This is a genomic window from Nocardia sp. JCM 38205 (assembly GCF_058222935.1).
The window spans coordinates 1-15,429 of record NZ_JBYHFL010000014.1 but is presented as its reverse complement, the minus strand read 5'-3'; the positions used below and the strand labels follow the sequence as shown (position 1 = coordinate 15,429).

The window sequence follows — 15,429 nt, the reverse complement described above, 5'->3', positions numbered from 1 at the left end:
GGGTGGGCTCTCCCCCCTCACAAACCCACCCCCGTCCCCCCCCTTGGAACGCCCACGGCGGTCGGTGCCGGGGTGCTAGGTCCAGGCCGCGTATCAACGCACCCGGCGGCCTGTGACAGCCAGGTACAGCGCGATCAGGACGACCGCGACCACGATGCCGACCACTAGCGGAATGATCTGGAATCCACCATTGCTGTTGGAGTATCCCGCCTGGTAGGCGATCCAGGAGCCGGCGAAGGAGCCGATCACACCCAGCAGGATCGTCATGATGACACCGATGTTCTGCTTACCCGGCATCACCAGCCGCGCTACCGCGCCAACGAAGAGTCCGACGATGATCGCGCCGATAATCGTTCCGAGCATGAAGATCCTCCTTCTGCGACACGGGCCGAGGGGCCCACGATCGGCATACCACGAACGCCGGCGACCAAACGGCCCCAGTCGGCGTTCGCGGGCTCGCCCGCCGGCGGGCGAGCCCGCGAACAATCACACCGATTGCGTTTCGATGATGCACAGTTCCCCGGAGGCAACTGCCGCGTCGATGGTCCGCCGGATCCGTGAGCACCCGGCCAGCGCCGGTCCCGGCGCCGGCGAAGACGCCAATTCATAGCAGGCGGAACGTGCTTCGGCATTCCACTGCAGACCTGTCTGGGCCCGGCTGCTCTTACGAACCAACACTCGAGCAGCGCACTCGTCGCAACGCAGAGGTTGCAGGGGTACGTCGTCGAGGCGGTTGTCGGTGCGATCCGCGATCATGCCGGTGCCCCGGTCGGATCCGCCTGATCAGCCATATTGTCGGCAACCTCCTTACGCCAGACCGCCTGAGCCCTGGACAGATCGAGTTCGTGCTCGAATCGGTCCACCATCTCCGGGGTGACGTCGGCGCGGTCCAGATAGAACTGGTTGTACCAGCGACGCAGCTGGTAGACCGGCCCGTCCTCCTCGCACAGCAACGGATTATCGATGCGAGCCTTGTGCCGCCAGATCTCGACGTCCTGCTCGAATCCGAGGCGGATGTAATCGCCGAGCGCGACCGCCGCCTGTACCTGGCTTTCCGTCGGCGAAATCGCGAAGCAGGCCAAGGCAGTGCCAGCCGCGCGCGAAGCGGGCCGGCGCGGAGTCGGCCTCGATTTCGCGGAAATCGGAGTCTGATCGCAGAAGTGTCATTGCACCCTCCTCGGAGGAAAAGTGTTCGAGTGCCGCGGCAGGCTGATGTCCGCCACTCGAACGGGCGAGAACACGTTCTAACACGGTTCGCATGCACCGAGACCGGTCGATGTTCACTGATCGGGAAGCGTTGGCCGGTGGGCCACCTCGCCACGGGTCGGGGACCCGTCCGGCATCGATCGCACGACGAACTCCGTACGGCACATAAGAACTGAACGACCGTCCAGGTCGTGGACGAAAGTGATGAACCCGATGAGAATCAATCGCAGTACTCTCGCGATCGCGGTCGTATCGACCGCCGCATTGCTCGGCGCGTCGGCGTGTGGCGACGATTCGTCCAGCGAATCCGCTCCCGCGACGACGATGTCGCCGCCCGCGATGCAGACCAACGAGCCCACCGGCGGCAGCGCCGCGGCGGATCTGGTCGGCCCCGGCTGTGACGAATACGCCGCGCAGGTACCGACCGGCGCGGGCTCGGTCAGCGGCATGGCGCAGGATCCGGTGACGGTGGCGGCGTCGAACAATCCGATGCTGACGACGTTGGTCAAGGCGGTGTCCGGGCAGCTCAACCCGCAGGTGAACCTCGTCGATACGCTCAACGGCGGCGAGTTCACCGTGTTCGCGCCGGTCGACGCCGCCTTCGCCGAGATCGATCCCGCGACCATCGAGTCGCTCAAAACCGACGCCGACACCCTCACCACCATCCTGACCTACCACGTCGTGCCGGGGCGGATCGCACCCTCCGATATCTCGGGCGAACAAGCAACAGTGCAGGGCGGCACGGTGAACGTCACGCGCACCGGTGACGACATCAAGGTCGGCAACGCATCGGTGATCTGCGGTGGGGTGTCCACGGCCAACGCGACGGTCTACATGATCGACGGCGTCTTGATGCCTCCGGCCTGAACCACCTGACTCCCGGATAAGTGGTGCCGCCGGTCGCGGTGACCGAGCACCATCACCGGGGTGGAGAACCGGCCGCGCGGGTTCTCCACCCCGGCGCACGGATCTATCGTTGCCAGCACATCTACCGCCAGGTCTCGAGGCGCCATGGACACAACACACGACCCGAACCACTCGACATCGCGCCCGCCGGGGGTAGTCGCGGCGGCGCTCGCGGGTGCCGTCGCGACCGCGGTCGTACTCGGCGTCGCGGAATTGGTCGCCGCGGTGACGAACCCCGCGGCAGCTCCCTTCGTCGCCGTCGGAGCCACGGTCGTCGATCACACACCGGAGCCGTTGCGGGAGTTCGCCATCGAGCAGTTCGGCACCCGCGACAAGCAGGCCCTGTTCGTGTCGATGGCGCTGGTGATCGCGGCTCTGGCACTCGCCGTCGGGCTGCTCGAACGCACGCGGCCCCTTGGCAGCGCGGTCCTCGGCGTACTCGGCATCGTGGTCGGCATCGTCGTGTGGCAGCGGCCGGGTACCGAGGCGGCAGACGTGATTCCGACAGCGCTCGGGGTGGCCACCGGAATCGTCACGCTGCGCTGGTTGATCAACCGCGCTCCCCGGCCGGAGGTAGCTCGATCCGACCTCACGCGCCGCCGATTCTTGCTGCTGGCAGGCGGTGCGGCAGTCGTCGCGGCCGGCGCGATGGCGACCGGGCAGTGGCTCGGCGAGCGGCTGCGCGCGATCACCGCCGACCGCGCGGCATTCCGGCTGCCCGCCCCACGGGTTGCCGCGCCCCCGCCGCCCGCGGGGACCGACCCGCCGGTGCCGGGCATTACCCCGTTCGTGACCGCCAACGACCGCTTCTACCGGATCGATACCGCGCTACGGATCCCCACCGTAACCCGCGACGACTGGCGGCTACGCATTCACGGCCGGGTCAACCGAACGGTGCAGTTCTCGATGTCGGATCTGGAGGAACTGACCGCGATCGAGAAGATGATCACGCTGACCTGCGTCTCCAACGAGGTCGGCGGTGATCTGGCAGGCAACGCGGTATGGACCGGATATTCGCTGGCCGAGCTGCTCGCCACGGCAGGCATCGCCCCCGAGGCGGACATGCTGCTCTCCCGCAGCGCGGACGGTTTCACCGCCGGAACACCGGTCGCCGCGATCACCGACGGACGCGATGCTCTCCTCGCCGTCGGCATGAACGGCGAACCGCTGCCACTCGAGCACGGCTACCCGGCTCGCCTGGTCGTCCCCGGGCTGTACGGCTTCGTTTCCGCGACGAAATGGGTTGTCGACCTGGAACTCACCCGGTTCGACGAAGCGACGGCGTACTGGACCGATCGCGGCTGGGCCGAACGCGCCCCGATCAAGGTGGCCTCCCGAATCGACGCTCCCGGCGCGTTCGCCACGGTGGCGGCCGGTCCGGTGATGGTGGCGGGAGTCGCGTGGGCGCAACACCGGGGCATCGCGCTGGTCGAGGTCCGAGTCGACGACGGACCATGGTCTCCGGCCCGCCTCGTCGCCGAATACTCGGCCGACACCTGGCGGCAGTGGACCTGGCGGTGGGACGCGCAACCCGGACGACACACCCTGCGGGTGCGCGCGACCGACGGCGACGGCCAACGGCAGCCAGAGCAGCGGACACCGCCGATCCCGGACGGCGCCACCGGATGGCACTCGGTCGCGGTGACCGTGACCTGACCGGAGACGACGGCCCGGCCGGTTCACCCCAGCGGTACCGCGGCGACCGGGTCGCTCGTCGGCCGGGGCGAGCCACCGGAGGGTTCGACCGTGACCGCCAGTCGCGCACCGTCATCGAACCGGACGACCAGCGGCGATTCCCGATTCGGAATGCTGTCCAGAACGCCTGCCGAATGCGGTTGCCCGTCAGAGGGAATCAACCACATCTGATACACCGTGCCGGGTGGAGGCGACGGCAGATCCTGGAACGATACGGCCGCGGTGGCCAATCCCGGCGAGGAGTAGACGGACATCGTTCCACCGGTGGATGCCTCGACCACTCGACTGCGCGTGTCCGACTCGGTCAGCACCTGTTGCGCGGTGACCCGCCCCGCATCATCTTCCCCGCCGAGAGAGACGGCGACTCCCACCCCGACACCGATCGCGACGATCGCCGCGGCCACCGCCGCCAGCCAGCGCCGCCGCCGCGCCCGGCCGGTGTGCTCGGCGAGCACCGTGACCGTCGCGGGCCGGTCATCGAGGGCACGCATGATCGCCGCCTCGACGTTCGGAGGTGCGGGCACCGCGTCGACCACGGACATATGCGCCAGGGTGTCGCGCAGCGCCCGGACCGTGGCCCGGAATTGCGCCGCGGATCGTTCATCGGCCTGGTCGAGCAGGCGTTCGATCGCGTCGCTGTCCGCTTCCGAGAGCGCATCGAGTGCGTACGGGTAGGCAAGGTCGAGCAGTTCACCGGCCGGCGTATCTTCAGGCATCGCTCACCGCTCCCGCCAGACAGCTCTGCAAACGTTTGAGGCCATCCCGAATCCGGGTCTTCACCGTCGACAACGGTATGCCGAGGTAGGCCGCGACCTCGGAGTACGTCCGGCCGCCGTAATAGGCCAGCGCGACCGTCTCCCGTTGGCGATCGGTCAGGGCGGCCAGGCAGCGGACCACCGCCTGCTCCTCATAGCGCTGATCGACGGTCTCGGCGACCGTATCGTGATCACGGCCGAGATTGCGTTGACCGTACGCGAGCTCCCTTGTCGCCGAGGATGTTTCGGCTCGGACACGGTCTACGGCGCGGCGGTGGGTGATCATCATCAACCAGCCGATCGGACTGGCCAGCCGCTGGTCGTACTGCGCGGCGGTATTCCAAACGTAGAGGTAGACCTCTTGGGTGACCTCCTCGGCCGCGGCGGGTCGCCGGATGATGCGCAGTGCGAGCCCGAACACCCGATCGTGGGTGGATCGGTACAGTTCGGTGAACGCCGTGCGATCGCGGTCGGCGATGCGTTCCAGGTATCCCCCGAGCCGGCGCATGAGTTCTTGCTCCGCGCCGGTCCCGCCGGCCGGGCAGGCAGCGGGCGGATCGGGTTCGCTGTCCGGTTCCCGCTGGCCGAAGCGAGGTCGGTCCGCCATTGCTGTCCGTCTCCGTGGGTCGAGGGCGCCCGAGGGCAGGTGCGCGGCGCGGCGTTCACCGCAACCGGCGACACACTCCCCAGTCGCAGCAATCGCCGATACATGCGAGGAGTTCGTAACAGCCGGTCGATCGGCTTGGGTCGAACGCGTCACACCGTTGCCGGTTCCCGGCACGATACCCATTCCGGTAGCTCCCGCACCGGCAGTGAAGCCGGCCGGGACCCGCGACGAAGACCATCGCTTTCCACGGCCCGACTTGGATTACCCCCTTCTCGCCCGGTCGGCCGGACCGTTCAGCCGAGGTAGGGAGTGCCCCGCCCCTCCAGGTAGTGCGTCAGTCTGAGCCTCTGTGTGTGGTGGATCTCGAGATTGTCGAGATCGGTGGGGTCGACGAACCGTAGTTCGATGGACTCGTCGGATATGGCCAGATCGCCACCGGTTACCTGCGCCAGGAAGCACACGTTGAACTGGCGTCGAACCTCGCCGTCGCTGTAGGCGATGATGTGGCGGGGGTCGGTGTAGGTGCCGACGAGGCCGGTGATCTCGATGTCCAGCCCCGTTTCTTCCTTGACCTCGCGCACAGCACAGCCAGGAAGGCTTTCGGTCATTTCCATCGCACCACCGGGCAACGCCCAGAGGCCGTTGTCGGCGCGGCGCTGCAACAGGATGCGGCCCTTGTCGTCGCACACCACGGCGGAAGCCGCGACGACGAGACTGTTCGGTTCGGGGGCAGCGGGATCGTCGTAGAACTCGGTGCGCGCCATCGGCTTACCCTTCCACCGGTCGGCCAGTGTGCCAGACTGCGTCGAAACTGTCTGTGTACGTGTCGAATAGACCGCCGTCACCGGTACGGCGCAGGTGCCAGACCGGCGCACGGTAAGCGTTCACTCCCCACATGTGGGCGTTGACCAGCATTTCCTCGTCGGCGCAGAAGATGCTGTTGTAGAGCGTCGTGGTGTGGGTCCGCAGCTCGATTCCCGGTGCGGCGTGCAATGGCCGGTAGTGCATCAAGGCGAGGCGGCAGCGCGATTCGATACCGTGCCCGAATTTCTCCTCCCGGCCTCGCTGTCGGACGTTGGTACTGTCGGCGTCGCCGATGGCTATGCGTATCGAACAGCCGGCCTCGGCTCGTTCGAGCAGCAGGTCGTTGAGCCGGGGGTACGCCTCATGCAGGAAGACCGCCGCGTAGACCAGAACGTCGATCCGGTGCCGCGCGGCCGCGAAGAGGTTGATGAACATCGACGGAGGTACGTCGGCCCGCTGGTCATAGAGAGCAATGAGTTCCCGGCTGACGGCCCGCGCCGTGCGTGCCTGTTGTAGGGCCGGCCATAGGGCGTTGACGTCCTCGCCCAGACACTCGGCAGCTCGGATTGCGGTGCGCCGCCGGGGGACGCGACCGAGATTCACCCAGCGTTCAACCGATTTCGGGTCAACACCTGTCGCCTCGGCCAAATTCGCGTGAGTCCATCCCCGGGCCGCGATCGCGGCCCGCAACCTCTCATTCGCCATAGGGACGTTGTACACCAGTCGGGACGTCCCGAAGTGGGAAACATAGGAGGTTCCGCCGTCCCCATGATCAACGAGAGGCTGAGCCCCAGGCCGCGCCGCCCGGTCGATCATGAGTCCCGGGCGGCGGGGCACCTCAGCACTCGATCGAGGGAGTTGGTGCGTGCATGAAGCCGATAGCTCTGGGATGGATCGACTACGACCGCAGTACGGCGCCGGACTGGGGCGCTGCCCAGGTTCAACGGCTCGCGCGCCGGTTGGGGTATCGGCTGGTGTGGCCGGAAATTTTTTCACCTCTGCCGTTAGCTGATCAGGCACGCGGCGCCCGCGCCGAGATGGTCATCCTGCCCGCACCCGATCACGTCGACCCGCTAGCACTCGATGGCCTCATGCATATCGTCGACGTTGAGACCGTGCATCCCCGACTGTCATTCGCCCGTTGGTCGATCGCCGGCGGCCTGGCGTGAACGGCTGGGCAGCCGTTGGATACGCCGTTGCGTGTGGCCTGCCGTTGCTGGTGATCGCCGCGGCGATCTGCTGGCCGTATGACAACGGTGACAAGTAGCGTCGAATTCCGGAGACAACGAAAAAGCCCTCCACCTGCTTGTGCAGGTAGAGGGCTTTTCTAGGCTCCCCCATCTGGACTCGAACCAGAAACCTGCCGAGGATCTGGCCGCACGACAACTGGGCACAACCGTCAGCCACGATCGACTACTCGAAATGGGCTCCGACCTCGTGTTATCGAGAAACGCGGCGCAACTCTCCGCAACTAATCGGGGCGCTGTACGACCCGACGACGAACAACTTTGTTGAGAGTTTCCTGCGAGTGGTTCGGGTTCGGATCCGGGTGCATTGCCGCATGCGTCGCACCTCTGAGACGTTCCGATTGGCCGCATGGCGGCGCGCCGCCACGACCCTGGCCCTCAACGATCAGGCTCCTCACCTTCCAAGTCGACGAACCATCGTACACGGTGGGGCCTTTGAGGTCTCGCAAAGACGACACGCCCGGGATGCACAACACGCCGACAACTTCGCCCCTCAGCAACCTACCGGCAATCTAAGTCTCGACAGTGGATTCGAAGCCATGTTGGATATACCCACGCGTTCAGGAGGGCGGGCGCAGAGTCTCCCGTGCGGCACATAAGCGAAGGAGGTAACTATGGACATCACCTGTCCGACGTGCAGGCGGGTTGATTTCGTCCAGAGCGTGCCCGCTCTTTGTTCACAAGGCGTATCAACCGACTATTCCACCGCTATATACAGCGGGACGGGTTTAGCCGCGAGCGGGCTGGTCCCCGTGATCGGAACTGCCACGGTTGAACGCACGCAAACCTCGGCGTTGGCCGCCAGCCTGGCCCGCGAGCCAGAGACTCGTCCGACTGGTCGGCTATTTCTCATCGCATCAGTGTTGCTGCTTATGGCACTGCTTATGGTGGTGCCAGCCGTCGACGCCTACAGGACCTACCAGCCCACCGAGCCCGGTGCGGCGCACTCCGTCAGTACCCTGGTTGGCGCTGCACTGGTGCCCGGCATCTGGGCTATCCCTGCTTCACTACTTGCCGGTGCCGCAGTGCGGCGAAGCCTGCACAACTGGCGAGTCCTGCGGGTGCGGCCGCGCGCCAATGAAATCTGGCGAGCGGGTTTCTACTGCCACCGATTCCTTATTAACTCCGTGTGTTGCAGCTGATCATGTTGCAGTACATAGAGGAGGGTGATGTCCAGGTTGTGGACGGTGCATTGGGTTTCCGCGGAGCTGGCTGCTCCGTCCGGTCAGCATCCGCTGCTGGATGAGTGGCGGGATCTTGTCGAGCGGGAGGAGTCCTTCGGGCTGGATCCGGGTGACCCGTTCATGGTGGATCCGGACTTCCGGGTGGATGCGCGGTTGACGCGCTACTTCGGCCGGTCGTCGTTTGCGAACCTTCGCAAGGCGACGAAGCGCTCGTACACCACGGATTATCGGGTGTTCTTCAATTTCTTGTGGAGCCGCGGGAAGTACTGGGATGCAGCAGATTACGATGATTTGCTCGACTTCGAGGATTGGCGGCGGCGGTCGCCGCGGAACATGCGGCGGATCAGCGGCTCGAAGTGGAACCGGGAGTTGGCGGCGCTGAGTCGGCTCTATGGGTGGGCGGTCAAGCAGGGGTTTGTGGCCGAGAGCCCGGTCGGGGTCAAGACGGTCCGCAACCGCTACGGGGACCTGGTGGAGGTGGCCGAGGCGCGAGCGAAGGACGTCCGTTCCTCGAACGTGAAATGGTTGACGCCCAGGGCGTTTCGGTTGTGGCGCGATGTCGGGCTGCGTGGCTACACCGCCGAAGGCCGCATGGACCCGTCCTGGCGCGGCCGTCACGACGACCGCAATGCCGCGTTCGCCGACCTGCTGTTGAGCAGCGGTTTGCGGCTCGGGGAGGGCGGGTCGCTGTTGACGATCGAGCTGCCTGCCTCGGCGAATACGCCGCAGCGGTACGTCGAGGCGCGGCTGGCAGCGGCGGTGGCCAAGAGCAAGCGGGCCCGCACGTTCTACATCTCCGCGACCGTGCTGCGGGAGGTCGAGGCGTATTGCGCTACGACCCGCAGGGGGGCGATCCGGCGGGCGCAAACCGCAGGCCGTTACGACGCGTTGGACGATATCTGGCTGGTCGTCAAGCAGTCCGGGTGGCAGCAACGGGTGCTGCATTGGCGCGACCGGCACGGCCGGACCGGGGAACGCCGGATCGATGCGCTGGAGCCGGACGAGCGGCGGCGGCTGTTCGTCCAGAGTGATAGCGGGTTGGAGCCGCTGTGGTTGTGGCTTGCCGAGGACGGGACCCCGTTCGGTGCCCATTCCTGGGAGGCTGTGTTCCGGGCGGCATCGCGGCGTTGCGCGGTGACGCTGGCGGGGGTGGTGCCGGATCCGCCGTTCGCGACGCCGCATATGGCGCGGCATTCGTTCGCGCTTTACATGCTGGTGGCGTTGCATCGGGCGCTGGACATGCGGCTGGATCTGACGCCCGAGGAACGCCGCGACTACATGCTGCTCTACATGTCGCCCTGGCGGATGGTCAAAGACCTGCTCGGGCACGCGAGCGAACAGGTTACCCGCGATATTTACCTGGCCCCGGTCTCGGACCTGGAGGTGCGGTCCCTGTTGATCGAGGACGACGATCCGGATGTCGCCGAACTGCTGGCGAAGCTGGCGGCGGCGTCGGAGCGGATCCTCGATGCCGAGGTGGCCGGCTGATGGCGCGAGGAGTGCACGCCGGGCTGCCGGCCGAAGGGCACCGGCGGCCATCGGTGCTCGACGATGCCGCTGCGGTGGTCACGCACATCAGCGAGAAGGGTGATCAGCGGGCGATCTTCGACTTCGGTGCGTTGCCGGTGTCGGCTGCGTTGCAGCGATCTCTCGCTGCGGCGTTTGCGAGCCGGATCTACCCACCGGGGGAATGGCGATCGACGGCCACGAGCACGGAGGTGTGGTTCCTGGTCCGCACGTTCACCCGGTGGCTCGCGCAACTGGACCCCGCACCACAGTCCATCGCCGACATCACGCCGGCGGTCTGGAACCAGTGGAGGGTCAGTCGCGCGAATAAGACGTTGGGACAAAGACAGATTCGCAAGATCGCAGCACTGCTGAAGCGCGATGATCAGCTTCCCGAGGCGACTCGCGAGGCGGTGCTGCGACGGGTTGCTTACTCGGGTGCCACGGAATCGGCGTATTCGCCGGAGGAATTCGAGGAGATCAGACAGGCTGCGGCCGGCCACTTCCGGCGGGCCTGGCAGCGGATCGCCGAGAATCGGGCGCATCTGGATGCCTGGCGGTCGGGCGCGTTCGACGACGGCAGCCGCGAGTGGGTGCTGGGTGAAGCGCTCGACCATTTGGCGCGGACCGGGGATGTTCCTGTTGATGTCGGCGCGGACGGACGTCGTCGGGTCGTCGAGCCCTACCTGGATGCGCTGGGCGGGACCAGCTCGGAATGGACCTGGCGGCGGCTGTTTCTCGACCGAGTCGAGATGGTCTCGCTGGTGACGCTGATCGTGAGTGCTCACGGCTGGAATCTCACGGCCGTCTCGGAGATGGTGGTTCCGCAAGTGCTGTCCGCGTCAGCGCCGGGTGAGCCGATCGTCTATCGGGCCGAGCTGGAGAAACGGCGGCGTCACACGGCTCATCGTTACGAGACCCGCAATCTGACCGACTGGGGCCCGAACTCGCCAGGACGGCTGTTCACCCGCGCGATCGAGGCCACCGCCCCAGCCCGTGACCTGTTGCGTGCTCACGGCGCTGCGACCGATCTGCTCATCGTCTGGCACGTTCATCTTCCTCTGCTGGTCAACGATCGCGCTGCGCTGCTGCGCACCGGCATCGGCATCGTCAACCCGGTCTTCCGTCGATGGAGCCAGGTGACCGGGGCCGGGGAGCTGAATCTGCGTCGTTTGCGGCGCACGGTGACCGTCCTGCATCGGCGCACTCCCACTCAGCACAGCCTCGACGTTCACGACCGCGTCTACGTTCTGCGTGATCCGGCCACGCACCGGCGCGCCGAAGCGGTGATCGCCGAGGGGATCGCCGATGCCGTCGACCACGCTAAAGCTGTTGTCGCGGCGAGAGTTACCGATGATTCCTGCGCAGGTGACGTCGGCACCGACACTGCCACGGCGAACTGCGGCGACTACACTCACAGCCCGTTCAGCCCGCACGGATCGCCTTGCCGGGCATCGTTTCTGCTCTGCCTGGCCTGCGCCAACGCGGTGGTCACACCGCGGCATTTGCCGCGCCTGGCCTACTTGCACCAGGCACTGGAAAGCCTGCGCACCGTTCTACCCACCCGGACCTGGGAGCACGATTGGCGCGAGCACCACAGCCGGCTGACCCAGCTCAAGGAGAGTTCGTTCACCGCAGCAGAATGGGCCGACGCGCTGAAGGCGGTCAACGCCAGCGACCGCACGTCCATCGAATTGTTGCTGCGCAAGGGGTTCGACTCGTGACCGCACCATGGCGGCAACCAGCTCTGCCCGCTCCCGCCGATCCGGTGGTCGATCCGGCAACGGTCACCGAACAACGCCGCGAGCTCATCCCCCGATTCGGTGATCCGGTCTGGTCGCTGACATTCATCAGTGACAATCCGTCGACTACCAGCGACCGGATTCAGTGGCAGACTTTCCCTGCGGAGTTGCGTGAGCAGTTCCGTCACGCGGTCTGGGCGCTGCTGAACTTCCCGGTCCCGGACACGGTGCTCACTCGTGGAGGCTCGACAATGCGGGCGCGGCTGAGCCCTCAACGGATGTTCGGCACCGCCATGACCTGGCGGGTATTCGCAACTTGGCTCAGCGAGCGCGGCATCACCGAACTGGCCCAAGCAACCACCGATGTCCTTGCCGACTACGGAAACTACGTGGTCAAGACCCGTAAAGTCGCGCGCAACACCGCCACGAGCCACCTCATCGCGCTGACCCGGCTCCGCGCGTTCGCGCCTTACCTGCCGACCCGCTCGCGCATCGGCGTCCCGCCCTGGGAGACCGAAGGTTTCGACGACTATCTGCCCGCGGCCACTGCCGCCGGTGAGAACTCGACCGAGCCGATCAGCCCGGCCACCATGGGTCCGCTGCTGATCTGGGCATTGAAGTTCACTGAAGAGTTCGCCGACGACATCCTCGCGGCCCGAGCCGAGGAACAACGACTGCGGCGAGTCGTCGCCCAGACACCCGACACCGACCTGCCCCGCGGAACGCCGCCGGCACTGATCGCCTACCTCGCAGATCTGGAGGCAACCGGGAAACCCTTGCCCACGCATACCACCCTCCGATCGGGCGCCGCGGCCACCTATGTCGCCGCGATCACCGGCACCCCGCACAAGAAGGTCCACCGCGTTCTGAAGACTCCACGCTGGCAGCGCTATCGCAAGACCAACCCCGGACGTTGTCCGCTCGACATCCCGATCACCGGCTTGATCGAGGGCGATCCCTGGGTCAGCGCCATCGACTTCGACCAGGTCGAGCCATTCGTCCGGCTGCTGACCACCGCGTGCTTCGTGGTCATCGCCTACCTGACTGGGATGCGCCCGAGCGAAGTACTCGCCCTCGAAGTCGGCTGCTGCCCCGAACCACGGCCAGGCCGCGACGACAGCTCCGGCGGCCGTCGCCATCTCATCCATGCACGGCATTTCAAGACCGCCCGCGACGCCGACGGCAATCATCGCTCCGCTGGTGAGTTGCGCGAAGTCCCCTGGGTTGCAGTTCCACCCGTGGTCACCGCCATCAGGGTCCTGGAACGCCTCAACGGCCCTGCCGGACTACTGTTTCCCGCCCAGCGCGGTGAAAGGCAGGGCCGGTCGCCGGTTCGCGGCACCGTCGTCCAGTGGGTCGAGGGTTTCGTCGACTGGGTCAACGAGCACACCGCCAAGCACGGCCGCGGGGTCGCTATCCCTGCCGACCCGCACGGCAACATCGGCACCGCCCGGTTCCGGCGGAGCCTGGCCTGGCACATCGCCCGCCGACCCGGCGGCCTGGTCGCCCTCGCGGTCCAATACGGGCACATGCGCACGGTGATCAGCGAGGGCTACGCCACCCGCCAACGCGACGGCATCCACGAGCTGCTGGACCTGGAAACCGCTCGCGCGGTCGCCGAACAACTCAGCGAGGTCCACGACGCCCTCGACCACGGAGAGGGCGTCTCCGGGCCCGCCGCCCGGCGGCTGATCCGCGCCGCGCACGAGCAGCACGACCGCTTCGGCGGTCTGGTCACCACACCCCGGCAGGCCAAAGCCCTGCTGGCGGATCCGGCGCTGACCGTGTTCGACAACGCCGACGCCTACCTCGCCTGCAACTACGACCCCGGCAAGGCCCTCTGCAACCCCGCCAACGCCAGCGGGCCCACCCCAACACCGAGCCTGGACCGCTGCCACACCAACTGCTCGAACATCGCCCGCACCGACACCCACGCCCGACAACTACGCACAGCGGCAAACCAGATCCGCGCCCAGGCTGATTCGCCGCTCGTCCCGCAGCCTGTCGCCGAGCGGCTGAAACACCGCGCCGCCTCACTGATCGAGCTTGCCGACACCCACGACCGCACCCGCATCACAACCACCGATCCGGAGCCACGATGACCACCGACCAACGCAGCCAGATCCGCGCCGCGATCGACCGGCTGCTGGCCGGGACCCCGCTACGATCCGACGGCGCTCTCACCGTCGTCGCCCTGGCCGCCGAGGCCGACGTCAAACGCCACGTCCTCACCCACCGCCACACCGACCTCAAAGAGGAGTTCTACGCCCGCGTCCGCGCGCAAGGACACACCCCCGCCAGCGAACAGCAACTGCGCGACGAACTCGATTCCACCCGGCGCAAACTCACCGAAGCCCGCAAGAAGATCCATGAGCTCGAACAATCCGTCGAAGCATTCGCGCGAATCGTCAACGTCCTCACCGTCGAAAACGACCGCCTTACCCACACGTCCGGGCGCAGCATGCGAACCGTCATCCCGCTCAATCCCGAGACGAACTGATGCCCGCTATCCGGCCGCGGCGGGTTCCTCGTCGTTGCCGAACAGCAGCAGCTGCCGGGACACAGTGCTGGACTGACCGATCCGGCGCAGGCATCGAGCGCAGGTGACTTCCGCTCTAGTCGGTGCCAACGCTGTCGGCGACCAGCCCGCGACACCCGTGTGACAGAGAAGTTCGGGCACTTCCTCGTCCCCGACCCATTGCCCGAGGCGGACCGCATGAACCGTCCGCCCGGACCGCACGACAGCATGCACGCCCGGCGCACCGAACACCGCCCGAGTCGAAGCGGCGAGTGGGGCTATATCGGTCACGCGACCACCATACGGTCGGGCACCGACAACACAGGCGGAGAATTCGGGCAGCTCAGTCTCGGCAACGACCTCTCGTCAGTCCGTTCGGCAACACAGCCAGACTTGACAGGGAACACCGCTTCCTCGGCCGCCTGCGCCGCTGACGCGCACACGATGGCGGGCCCGTCGATCGCGGCAGTGGTGCAGTTGTAGCGGCGCAGCTCGAAACCGTGAGCATCCAGGCGGGCTGCGACGGCGTTGGCCATGATCCCGGCGCCGAGTATCGCCACCGTACGCGGTTCACTCATCGCCGCTGTCCTTGCCGTAGAGCAGCCACACCATCGTCGGCTGCCACTCGACACGAACCTCGAGCTGCGGGTATCGGGCGACCACATCGACCGAGGCGATGCAGGCGTCGACCTCACCGTGAGCGGCCGCGCGGGCGGCCAGCGGCTTGGCGTTCACCGACACCAGCTTGGCTCCCGGTGCGTGCCGGTTGGCGAAGATCCGGGTCGCCGGATGGGCGGCCACACTCTCCACCGGTGCCGAGCGCGGCAGATCACGCCGGACCGCGAGACACATCGGCTTGGTCAAGCTCTCCCAGCAGCGGTGCAGCCGCAATACCCCGCTATGCGTGAAGTGCTGATCAACCCAAGAATCGGTGGTCCGGTCGTGCGCGTCCAAAGTCAGGTATCCAGCCGCGACCAGCGCCCGCACTCCACCCTCGGCCGCGGCCGCCATGGCGTCGGCGAAAGAATCCACCAGGCGCACTACCGATGCGTGCCGGCAGGCTTCGGCCTCGGCATCGGTCCCCGGCGGGCCCAGAGTCACGATCGGCGAATCATGCCCGAGTCCTGTCGGTTCCCGCTCGCACACCGTGATCGCATCGTTAGGGCAGCAGGCGGCCGCGGCGCGGGCCTTCTCGATGCACACCATAGTGCCGTCGCCGGTGGCCGTGGCGAGGCCGTCGACGAGCTGGAGGTGGTCGG

General features: G+C 66.8%; 15 protein-coding genes and 1 pseudogene. 8 read left to right on the top strand and 8 right to left on the bottom strand.

Annotation, left to right across the window (positions count from 1 at the left end):
- Nucleotides 1-93: 93 nt before the first annotated feature.
- Together AC4HOU_RS28960 and AC4HOU_RS28955 are read right to left on the bottom strand one after the other, a co-directional pair.
- Nucleotides 94-363 carry a GlsB/YeaQ/YmgE family stress response membrane protein gene (locus AC4HOU_RS28960; protein ID WP_163814770.1) on the bottom strand — a complete coding sequence of 90 codons (270 nt, stop codon included), beginning with the start codon at nucleotides 361-363 and terminating at the stop codon, nucleotides 94-96.
- 389 nt (nucleotides 364-752) lie between these two features.
- Nucleotides 753-1,055: pseudogene (locus AC4HOU_RS28955) on the bottom strand (3-ketosteroid-9-alpha-hydroxylase); the annotation flags it as partial.
- A gap of 364 nt (nucleotides 1,056-1,419) precedes the next feature.
- On the opposite strand from AC4HOU_RS28955, the gene AC4HOU_RS28950 reads away from it, so the two are divergent.
- Together AC4HOU_RS28950 and AC4HOU_RS28945 are read left to right on the top strand one after the other, a co-directional pair.
- Entirely contained in the window at nucleotides 1,420-2,073 is a 654-nt protein-coding gene (locus AC4HOU_RS28950) for a fasciclin domain-containing protein (protein WP_195021190.1), read from the top strand.
- Nucleotides 2,074-2,217: 144 nt separating this feature from the next.
- Entirely contained in the window at nucleotides 2,218-3,768 is a 1,551-nt protein-coding gene (locus tag AC4HOU_RS28945) for a molybdopterin-dependent oxidoreductase (protein ID WP_195021191.1), read from the top strand.
- A gap of 23 nt (nucleotides 3,769-3,791) precedes the next feature.
- On the opposite strand, the gene AC4HOU_RS28940 is transcribed toward AC4HOU_RS28945, so the two are convergent.
- From AC4HOU_RS28940 to AC4HOU_RS28925, 4 genes are all read right to left on the bottom strand, one after another.
- Nucleotides 3,792-4,523 (bottom strand): anti-sigma factor, encoded by a 732-nt coding sequence (locus tag AC4HOU_RS28940; protein ID WP_195021192.1) that lies wholly within the window; start codon nucleotides 4,521-4,523, stop codon nucleotides 3,792-3,794.
- Complete coding sequence (sigK, locus tag AC4HOU_RS28935; protein WP_163814774.1) at nucleotides 4,516-5,169, bottom strand: ECF RNA polymerase sigma factor SigK; 654 nt, start codon at nucleotides 5,167-5,169, stop codon at nucleotides 4,516-4,518. The genes AC4HOU_RS28940 and sigK overlap by 8 nt, the downstream gene beginning before the upstream one ends.
- A gap of 293 nt (nucleotides 5,170-5,462) precedes the next feature.
- Nucleotides 5,463-5,933, bottom strand: coding sequence for an NUDIX domain-containing protein (locus AC4HOU_RS28930; protein ID WP_194991255.1), 471 nt, complete (start codon nucleotides 5,931-5,933; stop codon nucleotides 5,463-5,465).
- Nucleotides 5,934-5,937: 4 nt separating this feature from the next.
- Complete coding sequence (locus AC4HOU_RS28925) at nucleotides 5,938-6,678, bottom strand: DUF5919 domain-containing protein (RefSeq protein WP_194991254.1); 741 nt, start codon at nucleotides 6,676-6,678, stop codon at nucleotides 5,938-5,940.
- 164 nt (nucleotides 6,679-6,842) lie between these two features.
- On the opposite strand from AC4HOU_RS28925, the gene AC4HOU_RS28920 reads away from it, so the two are divergent.
- From AC4HOU_RS28920 to AC4HOU_RS28895, 6 genes are all read left to right on the top strand, one after another.
- Nucleotides 6,843-7,142, top strand: coding sequence for a hypothetical protein (locus tag AC4HOU_RS28920; protein ID WP_195021193.1), 300 nt, complete (start codon nucleotides 6,843-6,845; stop codon nucleotides 7,140-7,142).
- Between the two features lie 692 nt (nucleotides 7,143-7,834).
- On the top strand, nucleotides 7,835-8,362 hold the full coding sequence (locus AC4HOU_RS28915) for a hypothetical protein (RefSeq protein ID WP_130915580.1): 528 nt from the start codon (nucleotides 7,835-7,837) through the stop codon (nucleotides 8,360-8,362).
- Nucleotides 8,363-8,389: 27 nt separating this feature from the next.
- A complete protein-coding gene (locus AC4HOU_RS28910) occupies nucleotides 8,390-9,892 on the top strand; it encodes a site-specific integrase (protein WP_014349841.1) in 1,503 nt (500 codons plus the stop codon).
- 11 nt (nucleotides 9,893-9,903) lie between these two features.
- Nucleotides 9,904-11,634: a hypothetical protein gene (locus AC4HOU_RS28905; protein WP_036542370.1), complete on the top strand. Its 1,731-nt coding sequence runs from the start codon at nucleotides 9,904-9,906 to the stop codon at nucleotides 11,632-11,634.
- Complete coding sequence (locus tag AC4HOU_RS28900; RefSeq protein ID WP_036542375.1) at nucleotides 11,631-13,754, top strand: integrase; 2,124 nt, start codon at nucleotides 11,631-11,633, stop codon at nucleotides 13,752-13,754. The genes AC4HOU_RS28905 and AC4HOU_RS28900 overlap by 4 nt, the downstream gene beginning before the upstream one ends.
- Nucleotides 13,751-14,152, top strand: coding sequence for a hypothetical protein (locus AC4HOU_RS28895; protein ID WP_014349838.1), 402 nt, complete (start codon nucleotides 13,751-13,753; stop codon nucleotides 14,150-14,152). The genes AC4HOU_RS28900 and AC4HOU_RS28895 overlap by 4 nt, the downstream gene beginning before the upstream one ends.
- Before the next feature lie 305 nt (nucleotides 14,153-14,457).
- On the opposite strand, the gene AC4HOU_RS28890 is transcribed toward AC4HOU_RS28895, so the two are convergent.
- A complete protein-coding gene (locus AC4HOU_RS28890) occupies nucleotides 14,458-14,748 on the bottom strand; it encodes a hypothetical protein (RefSeq protein WP_048833161.1) in 291 nt (96 codons plus the stop codon).
- The coding region (locus tag AC4HOU_RS28885; protein WP_490725596.1) for a ferredoxin at nucleotides 14,741-15,429 on the bottom strand (689 nt) is incomplete at its 5' end. The genes AC4HOU_RS28885 and AC4HOU_RS28890, both read right to left, overlap by 8 nt.